Annotated in this window: 17 protein-coding genes; 5 read left to right on the top strand and 12 right to left on the bottom strand. The window is 42.9% G+C overall.

Going from position 1 to position 21,085, the window contains the following annotated elements; genetic code table 11:
• Window positions 1-275 precede the first annotated feature (275 nt).
• Entirely contained in the window at window positions 276-1,076 is an 801-nt protein-coding gene (locus DXK30_RS07345) for a lysophospholipid acyltransferase family protein (protein ID WP_057758444.1), read from the top strand.
• Window positions 1,077-1,249: 173 nt separating this feature from the next.
• Here DXK30_RS07345 and DXK30_RS07340 read toward each other — a convergent pair whose 3' ends face one another.
• Window positions 1,250-2,290, bottom strand: a complete 1,041-nt coding sequence (locus DXK30_RS07340) for an aldo/keto reductase (RefSeq protein WP_114701160.1) — start codon at window positions 2,288-2,290, stop codon at window positions 1,250-1,252.
• A gap of 100 nt (window positions 2,291-2,390) precedes the next feature.
• On the bottom strand, window positions 2,391-2,888 hold the full coding sequence (gene fkpB, locus DXK30_RS07335) for an FKBP-type peptidyl-prolyl cis-trans isomerase (protein WP_114701159.1): 498 nt from the start codon (window positions 2,886-2,888) through the stop codon (window positions 2,391-2,393).
• A gap of 183 nt (window positions 2,889-3,071) precedes the next feature.
• On the opposite strand from fkpB, the gene DXK30_RS07330 reads away from it, so the two are divergent.
• Window positions 3,072-3,740 carry a DUF1294 domain-containing protein gene (locus DXK30_RS07330; protein ID WP_227670700.1) on the top strand — a complete coding sequence of 223 codons (669 nt, stop codon included), beginning with the start codon at window positions 3,072-3,074 and terminating at the stop codon, window positions 3,738-3,740.
• Between the two features lie 35 nt (window positions 3,741-3,775).
• Window positions 3,776-4,567, top strand: coding sequence for a Hint domain-containing protein (locus tag DXK30_RS07325; protein WP_114701521.1), 792 nt, complete (start codon window positions 3,776-3,778; stop codon window positions 4,565-4,567).
• 131 nt (window positions 4,568-4,698) lie between these two features.
• Here DXK30_RS07325 and lspA read toward each other — a convergent pair whose 3' ends face one another.
• From lspA to DXK30_RS07305, 4 genes are all read right to left on the bottom strand, one after another.
• Complete coding sequence (gene lspA, locus DXK30_RS07320) at window positions 4,699-5,355, bottom strand: signal peptidase II (protein WP_114701157.1); 657 nt, start codon at window positions 5,353-5,355, stop codon at window positions 4,699-4,701.
• On the bottom strand, window positions 5,348-8,209 hold the full coding sequence (gene ileS / locus DXK30_RS07315) for an isoleucine--tRNA ligase (protein WP_114701156.1): 2,862 nt from the start codon (window positions 8,207-8,209) through the stop codon (window positions 5,348-5,350). The genes lspA and ileS overlap by 8 nt, the downstream gene beginning before the upstream one ends.
• 450 nt (window positions 8,210-8,659) lie before the next feature.
• Window positions 8,660-9,208: a protein disulfide oxidoreductase gene (locus DXK30_RS07310; protein ID WP_114701155.1), complete on the bottom strand. Its 549-nt coding sequence runs from the start codon at window positions 9,206-9,208 to the stop codon at window positions 8,660-8,662.
• A gap of 176 nt (window positions 9,209-9,384) precedes the next feature.
• Window positions 9,385-11,022: a carbon-nitrogen hydrolase family protein gene (locus DXK30_RS07305; RefSeq protein WP_114701154.1), complete on the bottom strand. Its 1,638-nt coding sequence runs from the start codon at window positions 11,020-11,022 to the stop codon at window positions 9,385-9,387.
• A gap of 526 nt (window positions 11,023-11,548) precedes the next feature.
• Here DXK30_RS07305 and DXK30_RS07300 point away from each other — a divergent pair.
• On the top strand, window positions 11,549-12,178 hold the full coding sequence (locus DXK30_RS07300) for a BLUF domain-containing protein (RefSeq protein ID WP_114701153.1): 630 nt from the start codon (window positions 11,549-11,551) through the stop codon (window positions 12,176-12,178).
• Window positions 12,179-12,265: 87 nt separating this feature from the next.
• On the opposite strand, the gene DXK30_RS07295 is transcribed toward DXK30_RS07300, so the two are convergent.
• Window positions 12,266-13,702: an FAD-binding oxidoreductase gene (locus DXK30_RS07295; protein WP_114701152.1), complete on the bottom strand. Its 1,437-nt coding sequence runs from the start codon at window positions 13,700-13,702 to the stop codon at window positions 12,266-12,268.
• 336 nt (window positions 13,703-14,038) lie between these two features.
• Here DXK30_RS07295 and serA point away from each other — a divergent pair, with 336 nt between their 5' ends.
• Window positions 14,039-15,265 carry a phosphoglycerate dehydrogenase gene (gene serA, locus DXK30_RS07290; protein WP_114701151.1) on the top strand — a complete coding sequence of 409 codons (1,227 nt, stop codon included), beginning with the start codon at window positions 14,039-14,041 and terminating at the stop codon, window positions 15,263-15,265.
• A 149-nt stretch (window positions 15,266-15,414) separates the two neighbouring features.
• Here serA and trhO read toward each other — a convergent pair whose 3' ends face one another.
• From trhO to metX, 5 genes are all read right to left on the bottom strand, one after another.
• Window positions 15,415-16,473, bottom strand: coding sequence for an oxygen-dependent tRNA uridine(34) hydroxylase TrhO (gene trhO, locus DXK30_RS07285; protein WP_114701150.1), 1,059 nt, complete (start codon window positions 16,471-16,473; stop codon window positions 15,415-15,417).
• Window positions 16,474-16,689: 216 nt separating this feature from the next.
• Window positions 16,690-17,817, bottom strand: coding sequence for an HNH endonuclease (locus DXK30_RS07280; RefSeq protein WP_114701149.1), 1,128 nt, complete (start codon window positions 17,815-17,817; stop codon window positions 16,690-16,692).
• A 146-nt stretch (window positions 17,818-17,963) separates the two neighbouring features.
• Window positions 17,964-18,545: a tetratricopeptide repeat protein gene (locus tag DXK30_RS07275; RefSeq protein ID WP_057758462.1), complete on the bottom strand. Its 582-nt coding sequence runs from the start codon at window positions 18,543-18,545 to the stop codon at window positions 17,964-17,966.
• Between the two features lie 413 nt (window positions 18,546-18,958).
• Window positions 18,959-19,567, bottom strand: coding sequence for a methionine biosynthesis protein MetW (gene metW / locus DXK30_RS07270; protein WP_114701148.1), 609 nt, complete (start codon window positions 19,565-19,567; stop codon window positions 18,959-18,961).
• Complete coding sequence (gene metX / locus DXK30_RS07265) at window positions 19,564-20,913, bottom strand: homoserine O-acetyltransferase MetX (protein ID WP_227670725.1); 1,350 nt, start codon at window positions 20,911-20,913, stop codon at window positions 19,564-19,566. The genes metW and metX overlap by 4 nt, the downstream gene beginning before the upstream one ends.
• Window positions 20,914-21,085: the final 172 nt, after the last annotated feature.

The following is a 21,085-nucleotide window of genomic DNA, read 5'->3' as shown; positions in this document are numbered from 1 at the left end:
TCGCTATTATCAGTTCAGTATACTTTGATATAGCGTTCATATGATTGTCTATATGTGGTCTTATCACTTGATATTAAAGGGTATAAGCATAATTAGCGATGGTTTTATGTTACAGCGTTTGCTGCGGATAATTTTTTATAAATCTGCTTTATTACCCCTTTGTATAAAAGTCGGTATTCACTGAGTGAACAAGCTATCACTGAGTGTACGAACTTTGTTATACTGGGCTCGTTTTTTGACTATTAAACACCCGTTATTTAATCATGAGGGCGAAGATGAGCCAAGCTAAATCAAGCTTTTCACTCAGACGACAGTTGAGCCGAGGTAGACAGGTTGCTGGTATGACCACGACCATGGTCGGCGGCATACGCGCGGCGAAACGTATCGGTGCATTTAAGCAGCCACCACGCGAAACCCTACCACGTTATATCCAGACATTCTGCCGCAAGATGGCAGGCTCTTTTGGTGTAAAAGTAGTAGAAGTGGAACCTGTAGAGCAGTTCCATGGCTTGTGGGTATCGAATCACGTGTCATGGATGGATATTCCTGTCGTTGGTACTGTGAGCCCAGCGTTCTTTTTATCCAAGGCTGAGATCGGTGAATGGCCTGTATTTGGCAAACTTGCCCATGCCGCAGGGACGCTTTTCATTGAGCGTGGTTCCGGTGATGCAAGCTCAGTATCGGCGCAGATTGCTGACTTTTTAGCCAAAGGTTTTTCGATTATTTTCTTCCCTGAGGCGACGACCACTAGTGGTAAAAAAGTAAAACGCATTCATGGAACATTACTGCAAGCAGCCATAGATGCTGATGTGCCTATCAGACCGATCATCATCGCTTATGTCAATAAAGACGGCACACTAAGCGACGCATTGCCATACTATGGTAAGCTGACGATGAAAGAAAGTATGAAAAAAGTGCTCGATAGCAAAAACGTGACCGCTTATGTATTGCCACTCGCGCCTATAGATCCAGAAGGCCGTAACAAAAGCGAGCTGACCAATTTATTGCAAGCACGCATGAATGAAGGATTGGCTGAGCTGCACTCAAGAGTCCTTAGCGCACCAGTTGAAGACTGATTACTTACAGTTGAACTAGTTAGAGTTGAGCTAGTGTAGCTAATCTCAGCCAGTTAATAAAAGGGCGCAAATCGAAACGATTTGCGCCCTTTTCTATAGGAAATTTAATAGAGCACACATAATATTATTTATTCAGCAGGCTCTATTAACATTTGCTCTCTATGAAAGACCAACTATGGTGATGGATTAGGCTGCTGTGTATGCACCGCTTCAATCGCTTCTAAGACATCTGATGTTAGCTCCACATTGACACTATCGATGTTTGATTTGAGTTGCTCAGTCGTCGTTGCCCCAACGATGTTACTGGTGACAAAGTGACGAGAGTTCACAAAAGCCAATGACATCTGCGCCATGTCCAAACCTGCATCAGCAGCTATCTTGGCATATTGCTCAGTGGCTGCTTTGGCTTGCTCATTCACATAACGACCGAAACGATCATACATCGTCAAGCGTGCGCCATCTGGACGTTTACCATCAAGGTATTTACCAGACAATACACCAAAACCAAGCGGTGAATACGCAAGTAGACCCACGTTTTCACGATGGGCAATCTCAGCCATACCAACTTCGTATAAACGGTTCAATAGGCTATATGGGTTTTGCACGGTAAGTGGTGGAATTAGGCCGTTTTTATCTGCTTCCCATAGATAGCGCATCAGTCCCCACGCGGTATCATTCGATAGACCATAAGCACGAATACGACCTTTTTTAATTTCATCGTTCAACGCTTGAATGGTCTCTAAAAATGGGGTTAAATCGTCTAATGACTGTGCCGCCATCTCTTCATCATAGCCGCGCTGACCAAAGAAATTCGCTTGGCGTTCAGGCCAATGCAGCTGATAGATATCGATATAGTCGGTTTGTAGACGTTCCAAATTACCATCGATAGCGCTGCTGATGTGATCGGCGTTAAAGCGTGTTTGTCCATCACGCAAAAAATTCATTGGCGATATTTTGCTTGCGAGAATGACTTTGTCACGCTGTTTGGTCTTGTTAAACCAAGTGCCCATAAAGCGCTCGGTATCGCCTTGTTTATCTTTATCTGGCGGTGACGGGTACATCTCGGCGGTATCCCAAAAGTTCACACCTTCACTGAGTGCCATGTCCATTTGCTCATGTGCTTGAGCTTCAGTATTTTGCTGTCCCCATGTCATCGTGCCTAGACAGATTTTAGATACTTTTTCATCGAGTTGCGGTAACGTTTGATACTGCATATAAGTCTCCCTTTTGGCTGTTTTTATCGATATTAATTTTTATCGTCGCGAGCTTTTATCTTAGTTAATGTCTAACGAGTTTTTATTAGTCTTTGAATGACTACATCAATTTGATACCTGTGACACCAGGTGGTGTGACTTTAAAGATTTTTACTTTGAATAATACGTCTTGTCCTGCCAGTGGGTGGTTAAAGTCGACTTCGACTTGGTCTTCATTGATGGCACTGATCGTACCGGGCAAGGTATTTTTACCTTTGTCTTCGAATTCAACCATCATGCCAATCTCTGGATTATCAGCGACTAGCGCAAACTGAGTACGGCTAAAATGTTGGATGTTTTCAGGATTCCACTCACCAAATGCTTGCTCTGGCTCAAGGTGTGCGGTACGAGTATCACCGGCGCGTAGATTCATCAGTACTTGCTCAAAACCAGGTAACAAGCTCTCATCACCAATGGTCAAAGACACAGGCGCATCACGATTAAAGGTTGAGTCGATGATGGTGCCGTTCTCTAGTGAAACTTCAAAGTGCAACTTCACAAGGCTACCATGAGCGATACGAGTGTCTTCGTTTGGGTTAATAAATTGAGATTGAGTCATAATAAAAAGCCATCGGTTGCTAGAATAAAAGAATAGAAAATAATGCGTTGGATTACAGTGTTTTTAATTGCCGTATTATAATGTAAGAAATAATAAGCCATCTAAGGCCAGATGTAAGCGTCAATAATGTAACGCAGATAATGTACTATAATTGGCAATTCTAAAAGATATGAGGTGTCGGTGGTGAATAAACAACAAGGCACTGTCAAAAAATGGCAGGACGATAAAGGGTTTGGCTTTATTGAAACTGAAGCAGGTGAGTCTGTTTTCTTTCATGTGAGTGAGTTTAAGGCTCAGCGCCGTCCTGATATCGGTGAGGCAGTGGTCTTTAGTATCGGACAAGACGATCAAGGGCGCAGGCAGGCCAAACAAGTACAAGAACTTGGTTTTGTGCAGCAGAAAATGGCACAAAAAAATCAGCAAATCCATCAGCGCAACCAAAGACGTAGCCATCAAGCGGAGTTTGAAGCAGGACAAAAGAAACGCTCGTTCCTTGGACTGGCTTTTTATGGAGTCTTAGTTCTATTAGCAGCGGCAGATAAATTGAGTTGGCTAGTGGTCGGCTGGTACGTTGTGCTAGGGATTATTACTTATGGCATGTATGCCAAAGACAAAACTGCTGCGCAAAGTGGCGACTGGCGTACGCCTGAGTCTAGACTGCATATACTAAGCGCGCTTGGCGGTTGGGTAGGGGCGTTGCTCGCACAAACGTATCTGCGCCACAAATCACAAAAGCCTGAGTTTCGCGTCACCTATTATTTGACCGTAGTCATTAATATGGCAGGGTTGTTGTTTTTATTGGCAGGTGGTGGGTTAGAGACTTTGACTGATTTATTATCAGAGTTGCTATAAATGAGAACTAAGACACAAATATGGATAATGTGATTATGAATACGTCAGGTTTCACTGCTGGCACTTTAGTACATACAGAAACAGGGCTAGTACCAATAGAACAACTAAAAATTGGTGATAAAGTATTATCTAAAGCTGCCGATGGCTTGGGGGATCTGATATATAAAGCAATAACTAATACTATGAGTACTGAGAATATATCGGTATGGTTGCTTGAGCTTTCTGTCGCTGTAGACTCTTCTTTACCAATTAAAGAGAGAATTAGATTAAGAGAGTTATCTGATTGCCAACCTTTGACTCGATTATTGATAACAGAGAATCATCCATTATGGATTGAAAGCTCAAAGTGGACTCAAGCGAAAAAAGTAAGGTCTCAAGATGTTTTAATTAACAAAGACTTGACTAAGTGTTCGTCTGAGTCTGGTAATAATCCCTATGACACTACATCACTAAGTAAAATTTATAAAACTGATAAGGTAAATATTGGTTTTGTACCAAAGTTTGACGAAGACAGTCCTAATCAATATGGCAGCCTGATTGATTTAACCACAGGTGCAGAGATCAAAAATGGCGTCACTTATCAAGCAGTGACAGACAAATTATATGAGTACGATAAGGAGTGGGAGCAACGTCTATTAGAGCAAACACCTAAAGATGAACGTGAACATGCTGAGTTCTTTGGTTTTCGTCAAGGTGAATGGAAAGATCCTGATACTATAGATTGGGAAGAGGGCGAAGGTTCTCTTACTATGACGGTATATAACATCGAGGTCGAAGACACGCACACTTACTTTGTCGGTGAGACTGGTATTTGGGTGCATGAATAGAAATTGTGCAGATAGGTCAAATTAGCATACATATTCAATCGTCAGAAATAGTAAATAAAAAAGGTGGATTACGACTGCGTAACCCACCTTTTTCATTTATAAATTGAACTATTATCTCTAGCTATAGACGGTTATGACCGTGGCATTTCACGCTTCTTTTCCAAAAACAGCATATCGATGACAATCAATAATACACCGATAGATATACCGATATCCGCAATATTAAAAATCGGATAATGCCAAACATCAGCATAATGCACATGGATAAAATCAATCACATGACCATGTAATAAGCGGTCGATTAAATTACCAACTGCACCGCCCAATACTAAGGCTAGGCCGAAAGATAACAGTGTGGCTTTGCGAGGTGCTTTAATCAGATAGATGATTAGAAACAACGACATGAGTAATGCCAGTCCCGAAAAGAACCACTTCTGCCAACCACCCGCGTCCGCCAAGAAGCTAAAGGCCGCGCCATAGTTATAAGCCAATGTCCAATTGAGGAATGGCTCAATTACTGGTACTGGATCGTGAAAGGTGAGCTTGGTTTCCGCCAGCCATTTGGTCCATTGATCGATGATGACGATAACCAATGCCAGAATATACCACATAAAAGCACGACTGCCATTGGCCACCAGCTTTGGTGTCCTATTTGTTGACTTGGCCAGACGACTTCTGGGCGTGGTCGAGCTACCTGTGGTTGCATGAGCAGGCTTAGGCGAATGGTCAACCTCAACCTGCGGCTGCTGGTCATTCTGGCTTTCAGGCGAATCAGTTGGGTTAGGCATAGTGACGCACCTCGCCATCGCCACTGACATTGGTCACGCAGCGCGCGCATAGCTCAGGATGTGCGCTATCTGTACCGATGTCATCACGAATGTGCCAGCAGCGTACACACTTAGTACCAGTAGCTGCGTTTACTTGGACCACTAAATCGACAGCCTCTTCGGTATTGGTGTCGGTCACATCATCTGTCTGTGTGATGCTATCAGCAGGCGCTTCGCTCATTGGCTTTAGCGCAGCGTTACTAGTAATTAGTACAAAACGAAGCTCTTCATCAAGCTTAGCTAGGCTTTCATGCATAGCACCGTCAGCGTATAGGCTCACGTCGGCAGACAAGTTGGCATTGATGATTTTTTCGCCACGTGCGGTCTCGATATGTTTGTTTACCATGTCTTTGGCGAACATAATACGCTGCCAGTCATCGTTGCTGATGGCACTTAGCTCAAACGCTGGGAACTCATACCACTCTTGAGTAAATACATAGCCGCCTTTATCCGCATCACGTTGGTTCAGCACTTCCCAAGCCTCTTGTGCCGTGAATGATAGAATTGGTGTAATCCAGCGAATCAGAGCATGAGTGATATGGTAGATAGCCGTCTGCGCAGAGCGACGAGGTTGTCCATCCGCCTGCGTGGTGTACTGGCGATCCTTGATGATATCTAGATAGAAGCTACCCAAATCTTGCGAGCAAAACGCCGTGACGTGCTGAGTGACTTGGTGGAAGTCCATCGCATCATAAGCGCTAATGATTTGTGCTTGTACGGTTTGTGCGCGCTCAATGATGAATTTATCAAGGCTAACCAATTCATTGATATCAATGCTATCAGTCGCTGGATTGAAGTCATCGGTATTGGCAAGCAAGAAACGTAAGGTGTTACGGATACGGCGATACATATCGATCGCACCTTTAAAGACCGTCTTACCTGCGCTCATCTCATAACGATAGTCACTTGAGGCAATCCACAGACGCAGCATATCCGCGCCTGTTTTATTGATCTCTTCTTGCGGGGTGATGATATTGCCAAGTGACTTACTCATCTTGCGACCGTTTTCATCGACCACGAAACCATGCGTTAATACTTGCTTAAACGGTGGACGCTCATATATCGCTTCCGACGTCAGTAGTGACGTCTGGAACCAGCCTCGATGCTGGTCAGAGCCTTCTAGATACATATCAGCTGGATTGGTCAATTCATCACGCTGATCAAGTACCGCAAAATGCGTTGTGCCTGAGTCAAACCAAACATCCAATGTGTCAGTTGCTTTGTCATAGTCAGCGGCTTCACTACCTAAGAAGTCTTCACAGCTAGCATCGAACCACGCTTCAACGCCGCCTTCATTAATTTTTTGAGCTGCAGTTTCCATTAGTTCAAGCGTGTTTGGATGCAGCTCGCCGGTTTCTTTGTGCGTAAAGAAAGTAATCGGTACGCCCCACGTACGCTGACGCGAGATACACCAATCAGGACGACCCGTCATCATTGATTCGATACGGTTCTGTCCCCACGCTGGCGTCCAACTTACTGATGGAATGTCAGCAAGCGCGCGAGCACGTAAGCCTTTGGTTTCCATGTTGATAAACCATTGAGGCGTAGCACGGAAAATAATTGGCGACTTATGACGCCAGCAATGCGGATAGCTATGCTCAATTTTGGTATGGCTGATTAGATGGCCATTTTCATGTAGGGCAGCGATGATTTTTGGATTGGCTTTATAAATGTGCTCGCCGGCAAATACAGCAGCGCTATCTAGATAGACACCCGTACCGCTTACTGGGTTTTCTACTGGTAAGTTGTATTTTAGACCAACGATATAATCGTCTAGACCGTGACCAGGTGCGGTATGTACCAGACCAGTACCACTATCAGTAGTCACATGATCGCCCAAGATGAGCGGCACTTGACGGACTTCAATTAGTGGATGCTGAGCATGTAGGCCTTCAAGCTCGCTGCCTGATACAGTTGCTAGGATGCCGTTATTTTCTAATTTTAGCTCACTCAACGCAGTTTCGACAAGATCCGCTGCGAGTAGTAAGTTGCCTTTTTCGGTAGCAACCACGCTATAGTTATGCTCAGGATGTACTGAGATAGCTTGGTTGGCAGGTAGTGTCCATGGCGTGGTGGTCCAAATAACAGCAGCGATGTTATCTGCGATATCTGCCAATGTGGTTACTTTGTCCGTACCGAGCACATCAAAACTGACATAGATCGCGTCAGAGACTTTGTCTTGATATTCTACTTCAGCTTCTGCTAGGGCAGAGCTACAGTCCAAGCACCAGTTGACCGGCTTCATACCGCGAGTCACATGACCATTGTCATAGATTTTGGCAAGCGCACGTACGATGTTGGCTTCTTGATGGAAGTTCATGGTCAGATAAGGGTTGTCCCAATCACCGAATACACCTAGACGCTTGAAGTCTGCTTTTTGCAGTTCAATCTGAGTACTCGCATACTCGCGGCATAGACCACGGAATTCGGTAGCAGACACTTTTTGACCGACTTTACCAACCTTGGCTTCGACTTTTTGTTCGATTGGCAGACCATGACAATCCCAACCAGGGACATAAGGCGCATCAAATCCTGATAAGGTTTTTGATTTTACAATAATGTCTTTTAGTACTTTATTGACTGCGTGACCCAAGTGAATTTGACCGTTGGCGTATGGAGGGCCATCGTGCAAAATATACTTGGTTGCACCAGCACGCGCCTGACGAATTTTACCGTACACGTCATCTGCTTCCCAAGCAGCTAACCAATCTGGCTCGCGTTTGGCAAGGTTTGCGCGCATCGCAAATGGCGTATCCGCAAGGTTCAGCGTGTCTTTGTAATCTTGGCTTGGTGTGTCAGTGCTTTTATCAGTCATAGAAGGTATCTTTTTAAAAGGTAGGTTTGTGTGTCGGTTCAAAACCGGATACAAGGCTTGATGTTCAATGTAGTTCAATATAGTACTGAGTGTCACGCGGTATTGATAATGCTTAATTACTAATAGTAGGTATATTGCTCATCATAGTCGGTTTATCAACCATCATGTCAATAAATACCCATTGTCGCTCATTAGTCGGTAAATAGTTACGTCAATAATAAATGGTAACGAGACGATTGCAACATAAAATATGCTAGTAAAAATAATTCAAAAAAATATTTAGATCGGCAGCTATTATATGACAAAAAGGGTAGGGTAAAAAGAGCTGTGCGAGGCTAACCCAATTTTGTCCAATATCAATCGTTTACCTGTGTCGTATATCATTAGCGAAGACGTAACCATAATCTCCTTACATAATGATTTATCGAAACATAAAGTACGGCTCAACTGCTAAAAAACAGATGCTAACCATAAGCGCAGTTTCAATGACCATAATGGCTGAATCCCTGTTAGTCCTTGTGTCATCTTACCATTCTCTAATACCACATAGGACGGTGTGACTTGTCCTTGCCAATCTGCAAAGATATTGCCTTGTTGATCATTTATGGTGGTGAAATCAAACTGATGTTGATCGAGGTAGCTGCGTAGCTCTTGGTTTGAGCCTGACTGTACGGCAACAGTGACAACGGGATAGTTATCTGCAGCTAGTTTATTGATGGTGGGCGAAGTAAAACTACAGACTGAACACCACGTACCCCAGAAATATACCAGTGTAGGCCGCTCATGACTCATCGCTGCTAGGTCGATAGTCTGTCCTTGATAATCGGTCAGTTGCAACTGAGGATTGGCAGGCATAATAGGCTGTCGCCACCAATTGACCACGCTATAGATCACGACAAACATAAGACCATATAATATTATCGTTTTAAGTATCGAAAATATCTTCGGCTTCGGCTGCTTCTTTGGCTTTACTTCTATTTGCTCAATATCAGTCGTCATGACGTCCGCTTTTTAGTTTGCAAGTTATTTTCAAATGATGGCTTATCGTCACTGCTTATCTTATCGTGATTGCCTATATGATCATTGCACAAAGAGTCGACAGTAGATAAAAATAAACGGCTGAAAATCAGCCGTGTTATTTATAAAGTCTACTATAAGCGTGCGACGTCAACCTATTATGGCTTTTGTGCTCGGTTTTGTAATGGATCACCAATCAGTACGCTACCTGAGTTTTCGCGGCGTTCTTCATCACTCAACTTGCTCGCTGGAACTTTGGCCTTGCGCTTCCATTTTAAGCTGAACAAATCATCACGGCGGTCGATTAAGTTATGTACTGAGCCTTCATGACGAACGTGAGTCAGCTTGTCTAAGTTTACATCAGAGAAGAACACCATCTCCGTGTTGGCAGTGGTCTCTGCCATAATCGCATCATGCGGGAATGCAAAGTCTGACGGTGAAAAAATCGACGATTGAGCATACTGAATATCCAAACTCTCAACTTGCGGTAAGTTACCGACTGAACCACAAATCATCACATAGCATTCGTTTTCGATAGCACGGGCTTGCGCACAGTGGCGGACACGTAGATAGCCATTTTTGGTATCGGTCCAGAAGGGCACAAACAAGATATCCATGTCATCAAGTGCCATCAGACGTGCAAGCTCAGGGAACTCAACATCATAGCAAACCAAGATACCGATACGACCCGCATCCGTGTCGAATACTTTGACTTCATCGCCACCTTCGATTACCCAAGCGCTGCGCTCATGCGGAGTAATATGAATTTTGCGTTGCTCTTCAACGGTACCGTCACGGCGGCACAGATAGCTGACGTTGTATAAGGTATCGTCTTCATCCAGTAACGGCATCGAACCGGTAATGACGTTGACGTTATAACTGACGGCTAAATGCGAGATTTCGTTTTTGAACCACTCGGTATAACCTGCCAAAAATCGAATGGCAATATTTTGATCGGTTTCTTCGCACAGACCCATCAATGGCGCATTGAAAAATTCAGGTAAGCAAGCAAAGTCTGAGTTGTAATCAGCCATGATATCAACAAAGAACTCAACTTGTTGCAGTAATTCTTCAGGTGATTCGACTTCACGCATCTGCCACTGAATACCACCAATACGAACCTCAGACTTGCGAGTATTAGGCTTATAGTCTTTAGGCTCATAATAAATATTTGCCCACTCAAGCAAGGTAGCAAAGCCCTTTGACTGCTTATCATCTGGCAGATAAGCAGTCAAAATACGTTTAACGATAAAGCCATTAGACAGCTGGAATGACAAAGCTGAATCGTGAATTTCACGGCTTTCAACGGCATCAATATATTCGCCTGGAGTCAGATCTTTATGGTTATGATAGTTAGGTATGCGTCCACCGGCTAAGATAGCGCGGAAATTTAACTGTCGGCATAGCTCCTTACGTGCATCATACAGCCGTCGACCGAGGCGGTAGCCACGATAATCAGGGTCGATGAGCGCATCTAAACCATAAATGGCATCACCTTCTGGATTGTCTCTGATGATTTCTTTTTGCCCAATCAAATCGTCATAGGTATGCGGATTTGAAAACTTGGCATAGTCAACGCGCATGGAGAGCACGATACCAATCAGTTGATCATGATCAAACAAGGCAATCTGACCTTCAGGGAAAGCGTCAATCAAAGTATGAATGGTTGTCTTTGACCACGCGCCACCCAAGTTTACATAGACACGATCCATCAATGCCTTTAATTGTGGATAATCTTTTTTCTTAATCTCAGCAATCGTGAGGTGAAAGTCATCTAGTTTTTCCATCTTACTCATAAGTTTCCTGTTTTAAATAGCTATTGGATGTAGTGTTATCAAATAATGGTGTCATAGCACATTGATGTGCCGATTTTTTTGCAAAAAAGTAATAAAAACATTCCAATAGGAAGATATTGTCGTTACAATAATTTATTGCCGTATTTACAATAGGTTATGTTGACATCTTAGGCCGTTTTGCTCACTATATTTAGTACTAATTTTGACTAACACAAAGGGTTAAAAGATAGCGACTGCCGCATTCTAAATCACTCTATATCTATTAGATTTGTGAACACCAATAAGCGCATAACTTTGCATCTGCGACTTTCTTGCTATTTATTATCTCAATATAGAATCTAAATAATATCTATCAGCACCTTTTGTTTTGCTTGTTATCATAGCAAGCTGTAACGGTAATAACAGTCTCACGTAGTAAATATTTGCTACGTTTTTGTGAGTCAATTTTTTGGTTCAACTCAGGCATAGTATTGTGTTGCTTGTTTCGTTTAGCCGTATTTCATCGGCTTCTTAGGATTATTTTATTATGCCTTTAAATCATACCAATAGAATCATGAAGTGGGATGACATAGATGACTCCGCTTTGGTTCAGTTGGTTTATGTCAGTACGCTGACTCTTGGCTCGCGTCTAAGCACCTCTATCTTTGATGAAGTAGAAGGTCACGCACGTAACTACAATCAGCAGCATAACATCACAGGCACGCTATGCTACGGCAATGGTCATTTTCTGCAATGTATTGAAGGCAAAAAGTCAGACGTATTTAATCTGCAAGAGCGTATCTTCGTCGATAGTCGTCATAAAAATGTAGAAGTGTTGCTATTACAAGTCATCAATCATCGCAGCTTTGCCGACTGGCGTATGCGCTTGCTGTTTTTAGAGCGTTGGTTATGGTCACCCGCGACCAAGAAACAGGCCGTACAATTATCTCCGTTTTTACCATTTGCGCCGCACGGCTGGTCATCTGATCGGACTGAGCAGTTTTTGCAAATTATCAAAACTTTCGATAGTCCACCCCATATTAAGGCGGCAGGTATTACTTATAATGCATTGGGTAATATGGTGCGTCATATCGCGGCACCGCATCAGGCGTTTCTGATTATTCAAGGGTTTTTGAGCATATTACTGGTCGTCGCATTGATACTGTTATATTTATAGATTGTAGTTTTTGCGAATTGTAAAGTCATAAAAAAGACGCTAGCCTTTCGGGCTAGCGTCTTTTAGGTTAAGTGTTTAGCGTGCTAATCACATATCAAAAATCTTACCACGGTTCATAATGTTGTTTGGATCGAATACTTTTTTGACTTCTCGTAAATAATCAATCTCCGTCTCACTGCGGCTATAGTGCAGGTACGGCTTCTTTGTCATACCCACCCCATGCTCAGCAGACACTGAGCCACCATATTTTTGTACCGTCTCAAACACGTATTTATTGACGACCTGACACTCTGCAAAGAAATCATCCTTATTCATATTCTCAGGTTTTAAGATATTTAGATGCAAATTACCATCGCCGATATGACCGAACCAACAGACTTCAAAGTCAGGATAGTTGCTGCTAACAATATGATCAATCTCTTCGATAAAGGTCGGTACGTGACTTATTAGCACCGAGACATCATTTTTATAAGGCGTGAATACCGAAATAGTCTCTGAGATATACTCGCGCAGCTTCCACAGCTCTGCCGCTTGTGTGAGATTTTGGCTCATGACCCCATCGACGACCCAGCCTTGCTCCATACAATGCTCAAATATGGCCATGGCTTTGTCCATAATTGGCTCGTAAGGCGCTTCAAACTCTAATAGCGTATAAAACTTGGTACGTGATTCAAAGGGCTCTTGTACTTGACCATGTGCCATTAGCTTATCAATCGCTACATCGTCAAAGAACTCAAAAGCGGTCAAATCAATCTGTGCTTGAAAGGCAGAGAGTACGTTCATGACATCGTTAAAGCTGTCCATGCCAAGCACCATGACGTTTAAGTCTTGTGGCTGACGTTCAAGTTTGATTTGCGCATGAGTGACAAGGCCAAGCGTACCTTCACTACCGATGAACAATTGGCGCAGATCATAACCCGTGGCATTCTTTACCATGCCGCGATTCAGCTGCAAGATATCACCTTTACCAGTGACAACAGTCAGACCCATGATCCATTGACGGGTCATGCCGTAGCGGATGACTTTGATACCGCCTGCATTAGTACCGATGTTGCCGCCTATCTGACTAGAGCCTGCTGAGGCAAAGTCGACAGGGTAGTATAGGTCTTTTGATTCAGCGAATTCTTGCAACTGTTGAGTGACGACACCGGCTTCGACTTCAACTATTCGATCGGCAGGATAGAACTGTCCAATTTGGTTCATTTTATCCATGCTAACCACGATTTCGCCGTTGGCTGCGACGGCACCAGCAGACAGGCCTGTACGACCACCGCTTGGGGTTAGGACGACGTTGTGCTCATTGGCCAGCAGTACGATGGACTGTACTTGCTCAGTGGTCTTTGGAAAGACGATGGCAGCAGCAGCAGGGGCAAAGTGTTTGGTCCAGTCTTTGCCCCAATGCTCTAGACTCTCAGCATCGGTTTTGATTTGGGTCGGGTCGAAACTATGGGTATCAGTGAGCGTGCTCAAGATGGTTTGCACGGCATTAGTTTCGGATGTGTTTTGAGCGGTAGTTGGCGTCATGGTCAAATCTCAATATTGGCGTAAGCACGATGCTGGGGCTGTTTATTATATAGCGAAATAACTATAAATTCAGTGATGAGTCAGCTCGTAGAGGTAATAAGTGGATGATAATTTTTACCTATAAGAAAAGGTAAGTAATAAATAATTGATTCGAGCGGTTTTAAACAGAATAATTCACTATAGCATAAAAATTTTTCAGGCTTGATAACCAATAATTCATCTAATCTGCTAACATCGACCTCAAATTTTGTGTAAGATATCGGGACTGTTTTCGTTTCATCCATCATAGATTATCCAACAGGTAATCTTATAAAACAATTATAGGACAGTTCTCATATGGCGTTATCACTACAAAAAGACAAAATCCGGTTTTTATTGCTTGAAGGTCTACATGACAATGCCCTAAAAGTATTGGAAGGAGCTGGTTACCACAACATCGAGAATATCAGTCACGCCTTAGATCAAGACGAGCTGATCGAAAAGATCAAAGATGCTCATTTTATCGGTATTCGTTCGCGCACTCAGTTGACGCGTGAAGTACTTGAGCACGCACACAAGCTTATTGGCATTGGTTGCTTTTGTATTGGTACCAACCAAGTAGATCTAGACGCCGCTCGTGATCTTGGTATCCCTGTCTTTAACGCGCCATTCTCGAACACCCGTTCGGTAGCTGAGCTAGTATTGGCCGAAGCCATTATGCTGTACCGCGGTATTCCTGAAAAAAATGCAACTGTACATCGCGGCGGCTGGGGCAAGTCTGCGACTAACTCACACGAAGTGCGCGGCAAGACTATCGGTATCGTCGGTTATGGCTCTATCGGCTCGCAGCTGTCTGTCTTGGCAGAAAGCTTCGGTATGAAAGTCATCTATCATGATGCCGTGACCAAATTGCCACTAGGCAACGCGGTACAAGTTGGTAGCCTAGAAGAGTTACTATCAACGGCTGATATTGTGACATTGCATGTACCTGATGTACCAAGCACTCGCTATATGATGAAAGCTGAGCAGTTCGCTCAAATGAAACAAGGTAGCTACTTTATCAATGCGGCTCGCGGTACGTGTGTTGAGATTGATGATCTGGCGGATGCGCTTGAGTCTGGTAAAATCTTGGGCGCGGCTATCGATGTGTTCCCAAAAGAGCCAAAGTCAGCTGACGAAGAGTTTGAGTCACCACTACGTAAGTTTGATAATGTGATTTTGACGCCGCATATCGGTGGTTCAACACAAGAAGCACAGGCCAATATCGGACTGGAAGTAGCAGATAAGTTTGTTAGATACTCTGACCAAGGTGATACGGCGACGGCTGTGAACTTCCCAGAAGTTTCTATTCCGTTCAAAGAAAACTCGCATCGTCTACTACACATTCACAAAAACGTGCCAGGCGTACTGTCTCAGATTAACCGTTTATTTGCTGAAGCTGGCATTAACATCCTAGCACAGAGCCTGATGACAGAAGGTGATGTTGGTTATCTAGTGATGGATGTTGATTACAATGATTCGACCGCTGCACTAGACCAATTAAAAGATGTAGAAGAGACTATCCGCGTACGTATCTTATTCTAATATAGTCAATCCACTATAAAGTTGGATTAACTATATCAGGGCTAATAGCTTTGATACGCATTGAAAGTTTGTCATAAAAAAAGAGAGGCTCTATTGATTAGAGCCTCTCTTTTTTATTTCACTTCTTTTTTATTGTACTAATGCTAAGTTTAATTGGCTTTAGTATTGTTTGCAGCTTCTGCCTGTAGACGCGCTTCCGTCTTAGCGGCCTTACGTTTTTCGATCACGTCCATCACGTCACTACCGATATGGGCTTCGCCACGCTTCTTGGCTAGCTGCATTTGGTGCTCACGCTCACGGAAACGGGCTTTCTGCTCGTCGGTCGCTTTGTCGATACAGTGTGGGCATGACTCGCCTTTGATATAGGCAGGGCTTTGCATCTCATCGACAGTGATCGGCATACGGCAAGCAAAACACTGCTCGTAGCTGCCTTTTTCTAAGTTGTGGTTGACGGATACACGGTTATCAAAAACAAAGCAGTCGCCTTGCCACATAGAGTCACTGGCAGGAACTTCTTCTAGGTATTTTAGGATACCGCCTTCTAAATGATAGACCTCTTCAAACCCTTGCTCGCGTAAATAGGCAGTCGACTTCTCACAGCGAATACCACCCGTACAGAACATCGCCACTTTTTTATGCTTGGTTGGATCGAGCTCTTTTGAAACGTATTCTGGAAACTCGCGGAACGTTTCAGTGTTCGGATTGACCGCATTTTGGAAGGTGCCGATTTGCACTTCATAGTCGTTACGCGTGTCGATCAAGGTGACTTCAGGATCTGAGATCAACGCATTCCACTCGCTTGGTTTTACATAGCGACCAGCGGATTCCAATGGATCGATATTCTCGACACCCATAGTGACGATTTCTTTTTTTAGCTTCACCTTAGTGCGATAAAAAGGCTGTGCGTCAGTATAGGATTCTTTAAAGGTAAACGTACCAATTGCCTCAATACTGCGCAGGTAGTCAAGTACGGTATCGATACCTTGACGCGTACCAGAAATCGTACCGTTAATGCCTTCGTTGGCAAGTAACAATGTGCCTTTTACATCGTTATCGAGCATAGTGTTTAGGATAGGCTCACGATATTGCTCAAAATCAGCAAAGCGCGTGAACTTATATAGTGCGGCAACGACGATATTATTAGTCACACTATCGTATACAGGGGCTGAATTGCTGTCAGTTATCGCAGTTTCTTTGTTGATGCTCATGTCTTTCTCCTGCTGGCTAGGTCGCAAACCTAGTGCGTTGGGGTTAAAGTATCTTTTCAGGTTAAAGCATTAACAAAATTGTGGAATTGATTAATGCGCGCGTAGTGTAGCAAATTTTGCTAGGGTTTTGAATAGCTTGTAATGTTTGGATTCTTGTTATAGAAAACAAAAAAACCCAGTAAAATACTGAGCTCTATATGAAAAATTTAGTATTTTTCAGCTTTGTTTGTAGATAAATTTTCTATGATATTGTAAATATTTCTTATGCTCAGACGAAATATTTGATAGCTTCATCTCTTTATTGATAGATAAGGCTTGAAGGTCATCGTCACTGATTTTATTTGAGATTAGTATGTGACCTAAATCATCGAAACTTATGAAACCTGCATCAAAACACACATCCAAATTTGGTGATAGAAGTAAGCCGTTGTAAAGGCTAAGACGTTCTATGTCTCCGCATTCAGACCAAGGTTTGATATGAGATGCTCTTAATAGTTTTAGTTCCTTACATCCAGTGACAGCACAAGCAGACCAATATTCGATAAGACTTTGTCTAAACTGACCTTGACCAATACGTGATTTTACAATTGAGTCTCTTTCTGTACTACTACGACTTAAATACTCACTAACATCAGCAAGCTTATCTTCTCTTTCCATTTGTGCAGAAAGCATCCAAGCAAACGAATGAGCATCTAACAAGCTAACCTCATTTTCGAGTTCTTCAATTAACATTATTTTGATAGTACTAATAAGTTGCAAATAAACAAAGTAATTTTCCCAAGAACAACGTTGACTAGTTTTGAACTCTATTCCTAATAATGAGAATGCTCTATCAAAATAAGTAGGTGCGATAGGTAAGTATTTTGAGTTATCTTTAATAAAATAAAGATAAGCTAAAAGAGAATAGTTCCTTCCAAAAATTTTAATTAACTTATCAAATATTTGTTCGTCATTTGATGAATGATAAAGGTTAAATAAAACGCTCTCAATTTCTTCTGTCTTAACGGGGTTACTAATTGCTTCAAAAAGTGGTTGATGTGGTCGATTTTGTTCGCCATAGCGATTTTGCCATGGAACTAAATTATTATCTGGAAACTCAATGGCCTCGATGGTTGCCAATATAATTTTCCCACTTCCAATATCATAATTTTTCCATGTATGAAACGAAAGCTTATTGCGAGCAACTCTATAAATCTGATACTTATATCCTTCCTGTTGATCTGTGTAAGGATGTGAAGCAAAAGACGTAAAAGGTATGTTTGACTTTTCTTCTACAAACTTTATAAAAGCATCGTACTGTTTTTCAAATAGGTATGGGTTTATTATTGGGGTAACTGTTTGCATAACATTCCTTCGACTTAGGAGGCTACAAGTTTATTAGGCGTATATGATTAAGCTGATTTCACTTTATATAAATTTTTTGCTTTCGTACACAAAAAATCCAGCTCAAAGGCTGGATTTTTACTATGTGCTAAATATCTAGTTAGAGTTTACTTACTCTGGAACCAAGTATCCGCTTTGCTACGAGCACTAGCGATATCATCACTTGATAAGTTTAATGCCAACTGACCAATTTTACCGCGTGCTTTGTTACGCACTTTTTCATCTAGCATGCCATCACGGGCAGCCAAGTCATACCATTTATAGGCATCGACCAGATTTTTTTGCTTTTCATCTAATAGCGCAAGCGTGTAGCTAGCACGGTTATCGCCACGCATTGCAGCTTTTTCTAACCACAGACGGGCTTGTTGCAAATTAGGCTGTACACCTTCGCCGCGCAAATACATGATGGCAAGATTCAACTGAGCAGGGGCAACGCCTTGCTGAGCGGCTTTGGTATACCACTGGATTGCTTGTTGAGTATTTTGAGCAATACCTTCACCTTTTTGCAAACGCTTGGCCAAATAGAACTGAGCGTGATCGTTACCTTGAGCGGCACGACTAGACAATTCGCTCACAGGCATAAGCTCAAAACGTGAGGTATCAAGCGGTACGTTTGATATTAACTCAGCATTGGCTAAACCAGCACAAGAAAATAATGCAGTAAACAACGCAGCTTTTAATAATTTCATAGCAGCTCCAAAATTAGGCAGTTAATAAGCAAAAAAAATTGTACCGCTAAACATTGTCTCGCTAAAGACAGTCAGACGGCGATAACAATTAGGTGGAATCTTGCGATATGAACTTACCTAATCATTAGCAAAAAGGGGTTGTCATCTCTAAATCAGAGATTTCACCCTAACTGATTAGACAAACGGTCGTAATAGTGGGGTGGCTGACAATATTTTGCTAGCTTAACACCCAAACTTACGAAACTCAAATACTAATTACAAGGTCTCATAGACGTTTGTACCTGATTGTCCTTAACAAAATCAGACAGTTACTAAAAAATTATATTAAGTTAACAATCTATTAAGGTTAATACCAACTTGTATGACACTGTTTAGCATTCTATAAAACATAAAGACAGCTGAGAATTTATCGGTTATTTCTTGGTCACTCGGTAGATAGCGACGTCTGCTAACAAGTTAGGGGCTTGTCTTATTAAAGCCTTCATTAGCGGTGTATGACCTTTTTCAGAATCACTAACGGCAAAACGATTAATAATATGAATATCATGCTGCGCACATAACAGTTCAAAATCTTTGAAAGTACATAGGTGAATGTTTGGTGTGTTGTACCATTCGTAAGGCAGTGCTTCAGAGACAGGCATCATACCTTTAAGCCCTAAATGAATACGGTTTTGCCAATGCGCAAAGTTAGGGAAAGTGATGACTGCTTCACGGGCAACTCTCAGCATATCAAGCAACAATTCATCAGGTGCTTTTACTGCTTGTAGGGCACGTGCCATGACGACCGTGTCAAAGCTGTTATCAGCAAAGCGCGCTAGACCATCGTTGAGATCCTGCTCGACAATTGATAAGCCATTACCAATCGCCTCATTGATTTTGTCTTCATCAATCTCTAGTCCGTAACCTGTCACGCCTAGTTTCTGCTGTAAGTGGGCAAGTAGCTCGCCATTGCCACAACCTAAGTCCAGTACATGTGCTTGCGGCGTAATCCAACGCTCTGCCAGTTGGTGATCCATTCTCATGAGCGCTCTCCTGTGGCTTGGCGGCTAGGGGTAATAAATGGCGCAGTCAAAAATCCTTTAACCGCACCCATGTAGCGAGGAATATCAAACAAGAATGAGTCATGTCCGTGCGGCGCGTCAATATTGATATAGCTGACGGGTTTGCCAGTGGCCATGAGCGCATCGACAATCTCTTGCGAGCGCTCAGGTGCAAAACGCCAGTCAGTGGTAAATGACACGACCAGATATTGGCATTGTGTATGGGCAAAGGCTGCTTTGAGCGCAGAAAGCTCTTGTTGACGATCAGACTCAATATCTTCAATCGTCGTTACTGCATCTTCTAACTCACTCTGTGCATTCGCTTTACTAGATTCGACTGACGCCGCGATTGAGTCTTCTATTTGCACTGTCGACTCTGTAGTATTTTTTGCTACGGTTGATGGGTAGTCGCGCGTCGGATCAAAGTAATCTAAGGCTTTAGTCATGAGTAGATAAGTATTGGCATCGAAGTTTTCACTAAAGCGTTCGCCTTGATAGCGTAGGTAGCTTTCGACCTGAAATTCAACATCGTAGCCATACATGAATTTACCTGATTTTAAATCACGGCCAAATTTGGCTTTCATCGCGTCATCAGTTAAATAGGTAATATGTCCAACCATACGCGCCAATATCAGTCCGCGACGAGGATAAGTGCCTTCTTGTATATAGCGTCCGTCTTTAAAGTCAGGATCGGATAATATAGATTGGCGCGCTACTTCGTTAAAGGCGATATTTTGAGCAGATAGCTTTGGCGTACTGGCAATGACCACACAGCGCTTTAATCGCTCTGGATAATCAACAGACCATTGTAGCGCTTGCATACCGCCCATTGAACCACCAACAATGGCGTGCCAAACGTCGATGCCTAAACGATCTGAGAGCATGGCTTGGGTTTTTACCCAGTCTTTGATGGTGATCAGCGGGAAATCAGGGCCATACACTTGTGGCTCATTGCTACTATTTGAATCAAGGCTGTCCGAACTAACACTATCCGAACCAACGCTATCAGGGTTAATAGTGGTAGGCCCTGTTGAACCAAAACAGCTGCCGATATTATTGACACATACTACATAGAACTGATTGGTATCAATCGCTTTATTAGGGCCAATCATATTGTCCCACCAGCCTGCTTTTTTGTCATCAGCACTATGGAAGCCAGCTGCATGATGATTGCCCGACAACGCGTGGCAAATCAGAATTGCATTTGATTTGTCGCTATTGAGCGTACCGTAAGTCTCTACCATCAAGTCAAAAGAGGGCAGGGTACGGTTGCATTCTAACGTTAAGGGCTCAGCGAAATGAAAATTCTGAGGCGTAACGACACCCACTGATCCTAAAGCACTGGCGGTATTGGCTGAGCTATTAGAGTGAGGTTGTGAATTAGGATGCTGTTCACTGGTATTATCAGAGCGTGCGTTCAAAGCTACCTCGCAAGACTACAATCATCAATAAAATAAAAGCAAAATGGCACGTTGTTAACAGGCTATTTTACCTACACGG

This window comes from Psychrobacter proteolyticus (assembly GCF_003350005.1).
GTDB lineage: Bacteria > Pseudomonadota > Gammaproteobacteria > Pseudomonadales > Moraxellaceae > Psychrobacter > Psychrobacter proteolyticus.
This window is presented reverse-complemented; position numbering and strand designations above follow the sequence as displayed.

Coding starts and splice junctions, on each gene's coding strand:
- DXK30_RS07345 (WP_057758444.1), top strand. CDS start 276: ATGAGCCAAGCTAAATCAAGCTTTTCACTCAGACGACAGTTGAGCCGA.
- DXK30_RS07340 (WP_114701160.1), bottom strand. CDS start 2,290: ATGCAGTATCAAACGTTACCGCAACTCGATGAAAAAGTATCTAAAATC.
- fkpB (WP_114701159.1), bottom strand. CDS start 2,888: ATGACTCAATCTCAATTTATTAACCCAAACGAAGACACTCGTATCGCT.
- DXK30_RS07325 (WP_114701521.1), top strand. CDS start 3,776: ATGAATACGTCAGGTTTCACTGCTGGCACTTTAGTACATACAGAAACA.
- lspA (WP_114701157.1), bottom strand. CDS start 5,355: ATGCCTAACCCAACTGATTCGCCTGAAAGCCAGAATGACCAGCAGCCG.
- ileS (WP_114701156.1), bottom strand. CDS start 8,209: ATGACTGATAAAAGCACTGACACACCAAGCCAAGATTACAAAGACACG.
- DXK30_RS07310 (WP_114701155.1), bottom strand. CDS start 9,208: ATGACGACTGATATTGAGCAAATAGAAGTAAAGCCAAAGAAGCAGCCG.
- DXK30_RS07305 (WP_114701154.1), bottom strand. CDS start 11,022: ATGAGTAAGATGGAAAAACTAGATGACTTTCACCTCACGATTGCTGAG.
- DXK30_RS07300 (WP_114701153.1), top strand. CDS start 11,549: ATGCCTTTAAATCATACCAATAGAATCATGAAGTGGGATGACATAGAT.
- DXK30_RS07295 (WP_114701152.1), bottom strand. CDS start 13,702: ATGACGCCAACTACCGCTCAAAACACATCCGAAACTAATGCCGTGCAA.
- serA (WP_114701151.1), top strand. CDS start 14,039: ATGGCGTTATCACTACAAAAAGACAAAATCCGGTTTTTATTGCTTGAA.
- trhO (WP_114701150.1), bottom strand. CDS start 16,473: ATGAGCATCAACAAAGAAACTGCGATAACTGACAGCAATTCAGCCCCT.
- DXK30_RS07280 (WP_114701149.1), bottom strand. CDS start 17,817: ATGCAAACAGTTACCCCAATAATAAACCCATACCTATTTGAAAAACAG.
- DXK30_RS07275 (WP_057758462.1), bottom strand. CDS start 18,545: ATGAAATTATTAAAAGCTGCGTTGTTTACTGCATTATTTTCTTGTGCT.
- metW (WP_114701148.1), bottom strand. CDS start 19,567: ATGAGAATGGATCACCAACTGGCAGAGCGTTGGATTACGCCGCAAGCA.